This window comes from Spirulina subsalsa CS-330 (assembly GCF_028330765.1).
Classification (GTDB): Bacteria; Cyanobacteriota; Cyanobacteriia; order Cyanobacteriales; family Spirulinaceae; genus Spirulina; species Spirulina subsalsa_A.
On sequence record NZ_JAQMTY010000199.1, the window covers coordinates 1 to 3,434 of the forward strand.

Here is a 3,434-nt window from a genome sequence, read left to right on the forward strand (position 1 = left end):
AATTAAAGGACTCGCTGTCGCTCGATTTGTTTGTTGGTGCAAATTCATCTCGCCACTAAAAGGCACGTCCGCCGTTACCTTCGGTAACTCTACTCGGACTCGCTTTATAGTGGGAGTCTTCTTTGCACATTTTAAGATAAGACGGAAACGATTCATCGGCAGGAATAATGTATTCCTTTGCCAACGAGCATCGGTCTACCGGACACCGACGCGAAGCAATCCAGTCTTTGAGTTCGCGCAAAGCGTAGTTATACAGGCCTCTGCACGTCTCAAGCCACGACCGCAGTTCAGTTTGCTGCACGGCATCTGGATAGATTCGATAGGTGTAGTTCATTGTCAACATAGCTATAATTTCCCACAAGCCATAGCTACTGGCAAATGCTTGTCTCATCCCCATCGTAGGGCTTAGCCCTTCCCGTAGGGTGGGGAATCGACAAGCGCGGGGAGTCCATGTATCCCGACGCTGATGCTTCGCCTACAGCGCGGGACTTATAGCTCCCCGAACCCCTCAAAAGTTAATTTTGGAGACCGTTTTAGCTCCTGCTGTTCCTTTGCTTGATTCTGCGATCGCCCCTATGCTCTCTCTTTCCCCCGCCCTCAAAACCCGCCTCGCCCAACCCCTCCACATTGGTTCCGTCACCCTCCACAGTCGGGTTTTGCAATCCCCCCTTTCCGGTGTCACTGACCTCGTGTTTCGTCGCCTCGTGCGCCGCTACGCCCCCCGCTCCATGCTCTACACCGAAATGGTCAGCGCCACGGAACTTCATCACCTGCGCACCCTCCCCCAAGTGATGGCCATTGACCCCGATGAACACCCGATCAGTATTCAACTCTTCGACTGTCGCCCCGATTTCATGGGGGAAGCGGCCCGCAAAGCCGTCGCCGAAGGAGCCGCAACCATTGACATTAATATGGGCTGTCCGGTGAATAAAATCACGCGACGCGGGGGCGGCTCATCCTTGCTGCGGCAGCCGGAGATAGCAGAAGCGATCGTGCGGGCGGTGGTGGCGGCGGTGGATGTGCCGGTGACGGTGAAAACGCGCCTGGGGTGGAGTGATGACGAAATTACGATCGTAGACTTTGCCCAACGCCTAGAGCAGGCGGGGGCGCAGATGTTGACGATCCACGGTCGGACGCGGCAGCAGGGCTACACCGGAACGGCGCAATGGGATTGGATTCGCACGGTGAAAGAGGCGGTGACTGTGCCGGTGATTGCCAATGGGGACATTTTTTCGGTGGCGGCGGCGGTGCAATGTTTGGAGCAGACCGGAGCCGATGGGGTGATGTGTTCGCGGGGGACGTTGGGCTATCCGTTTTTGGTGGGTCAAATTGATCACTTTTTACGCACGGGGGAATTGTTACCCGACCCGACGATCGCCACATCCCTCGCCTGTGCCCAAGACCATCTCCTCGGCCTGTGGGACTATAAAGGACAGCGCGGCATCTACCAATCCCGGAAACATTTAGCCTGGTATTGCAAGGGGTTTCCGGGGGCGGGGGAATTGCGCGATCGCCTCTCCCAAATCGAAACCGTCGAAGCGGGGTTAGGCTTGTTAGCAGCGGCAATTGAACAAGCCACCCTCTCCCAAACCACCACCGCCCCCCAGCCCATCCTGTCCTAACTCCTTCATGTTTGTCACCGAACCCTTAATTTATCTCCAACTCCAAAAAACCGCCTGCACCCATATCGCCCGCCTCCTCAACACCTATCTCGGCGGCGAACAGATCGGCAAACACCGCCGGATGCCGCGCCACTACCTCAATAGCTCCCAGGTAATCCTTGGTTCTGTGCGTAATCCTTGGGATTGGTATGTGTCGCTCTGGGCGTTTGGCTGTAGTGGTCAGGGGGATCTCCGTCGCCGTTTGGGGGAGCGGGAAATTTGGCCCCATGTGAAAAACCTGCCGCGTCACCCGACCGGAGCCTTGAAAAACCTACGCGGTGAACTCACCAAGCCGATCCAGCAGTGGGCCGACCTCTACAGCGATGCCCATGATCCCCAAAAATTTCGCCAGTGGCTGCATCTCCTCTTCAACCCCCACCGTCAGTATGATCTCCGCGAAGGCTATGCCCACAGTGCGATCGCACCCTTCGCCGGATTGATGACCTATCGCTATCTCCGCCTCCATTGCCTCGATATCACCCCCCTCTATCAACCCCACATCCAAACCTGGTCACACCTCTACGACTTTGACCAAGCTCAAAATATGCTCACCGCCGTGATTCGCATGGAACATCTCAGCGAGGATTTCATCACGATCCTCGCCCAAGTGGGCTACCCCCTCACCCCGATCCAAGCCGCCGAGGTGCGATCGTCTCACAAGTCCAACCCCTCGAACCATCGCCATTTTCGGGATTACTACGATGAGGCGGCGATCGCCCTCGTGGCTGACCGTGAACAGTTAATCATCGAAAAATATAACTACAGTTTCGCGCCGTCTTCCCTGATGTGACCCGATCGGTTGACCTCATCTGCGTTGAATCTTCCTCTCAAGCCTCCCTAGGTCAGGGGAACTTTTTCCGCCCTTGCAAAGGGGTGCTAGCCGGGTAGGGGGGGATTTAAGGGGGTACAAAGCGCGATCGCCCAAGCGAGTCTTGCACTCTGTCTACTCCGCCTTGATGGTCTGCGATACCATAAAGATGTACTAATTTGCTGAGTCCTATGGCTAATCCCCAACCCTTTCCCCGTTGGCAGCAACCATTACCCACCATGTATGACCTACCCAGTGAAGATCCAGAGGAGCCTGGTTTGCCCGACGAATTTCATGCCTTACAACCTCAACTCTTGAGCCAAACCTGCCAAGTGCCAGAAGCGATCGCCGCCACCCGCCTTATGGCCCAAGATTTAAATCTCTATTACGACCCGCGTCATACCCAATGGTATAAACGCCCGGATTGGTTTATTGCGCTGGGGGTGCGGCCCGTGGAACGGCAGGAGGAATTACGGTGGAGTTATGTGGTGTGGCAGGAAGGTGTTGCACCGTTTTTGGTGGTCGAGTTGCTCTCTCCCGGCACTGAATCAGATGATTTGGGCTATGGAAACCGCGATCGCCAACCCCCCAGTAAATGGGAAGTGTACGAGCAAATCCTCCATATTCCCTACTATGTCGTTTTTGATCGCCGCGACAACCGTTTCCGCGCCTTTCGCCTCGAAGGAGAACGCTATCAACCCCTGGAATTGCCCCGCCGCAAACTCTGGCTAGAATCCCTCGATCTCGGCCTGGGGGTTTGGGATGGCCGCTATAACGGCGTTGAAGGGCAATGGCTACGGTGGTATAACAGTGCCGGAATCTGGATTCCAACCCCAGAGGAACGCGCTGAAACCGAAGCCCAACGCGCTGAAGCCGAAGCCCAACGCGCTGAAGCCGAAGCCCAACGCGCTGAAGCCGAAGCCCAACGCGCTGAAGCCGAAGCCCAACGCGCTGAAGCCGAAGCC

At 56.2% G+C, this 3,434-nt stretch carries 3 protein-coding genes and 1 pseudogene; 3 read left to right on the top strand and 1 reads right to left on the bottom strand.

Features of this window, described 5'->3' with window-relative positions; translation table 11 throughout:
- Nucleotides 1-136: 136 nt before the first annotated feature.
- Nucleotides 137-343, bottom strand: a pseudogene (locus PN477_RS20900) (helix-turn-helix domain-containing protein); the annotation flags it as partial.
- A 232-nt stretch (nucleotides 344-575) separates the two neighbouring features.
- On the opposite strand from PN477_RS20900, the gene dusB reads away from it, so the two are divergent.
- From dusB to PN477_RS14020, 3 genes are all read left to right on the top strand, one after another.
- Complete coding sequence (gene dusB, locus PN477_RS14010) at nucleotides 576-1,622, top strand: tRNA dihydrouridine synthase DusB (protein WP_272121701.1); 1,047 nt, start codon at nucleotides 576-578, stop codon at nucleotides 1,620-1,622.
- Between the two features lie 7 nt (nucleotides 1,623-1,629).
- Nucleotides 1,630-2,451, top strand: coding sequence for a hypothetical protein (locus tag PN477_RS14015; RefSeq protein WP_272121703.1), 822 nt, complete (start codon nucleotides 1,630-1,632; stop codon nucleotides 2,449-2,451).
- A gap of 209 nt (nucleotides 2,452-2,660) precedes the next feature.
- Nucleotides 2,661-3,434: Uma2 family endonuclease (locus PN477_RS14020; RefSeq protein WP_272147358.1), on the top strand; the 774-nt coding region annotated here is incomplete at its 3' end.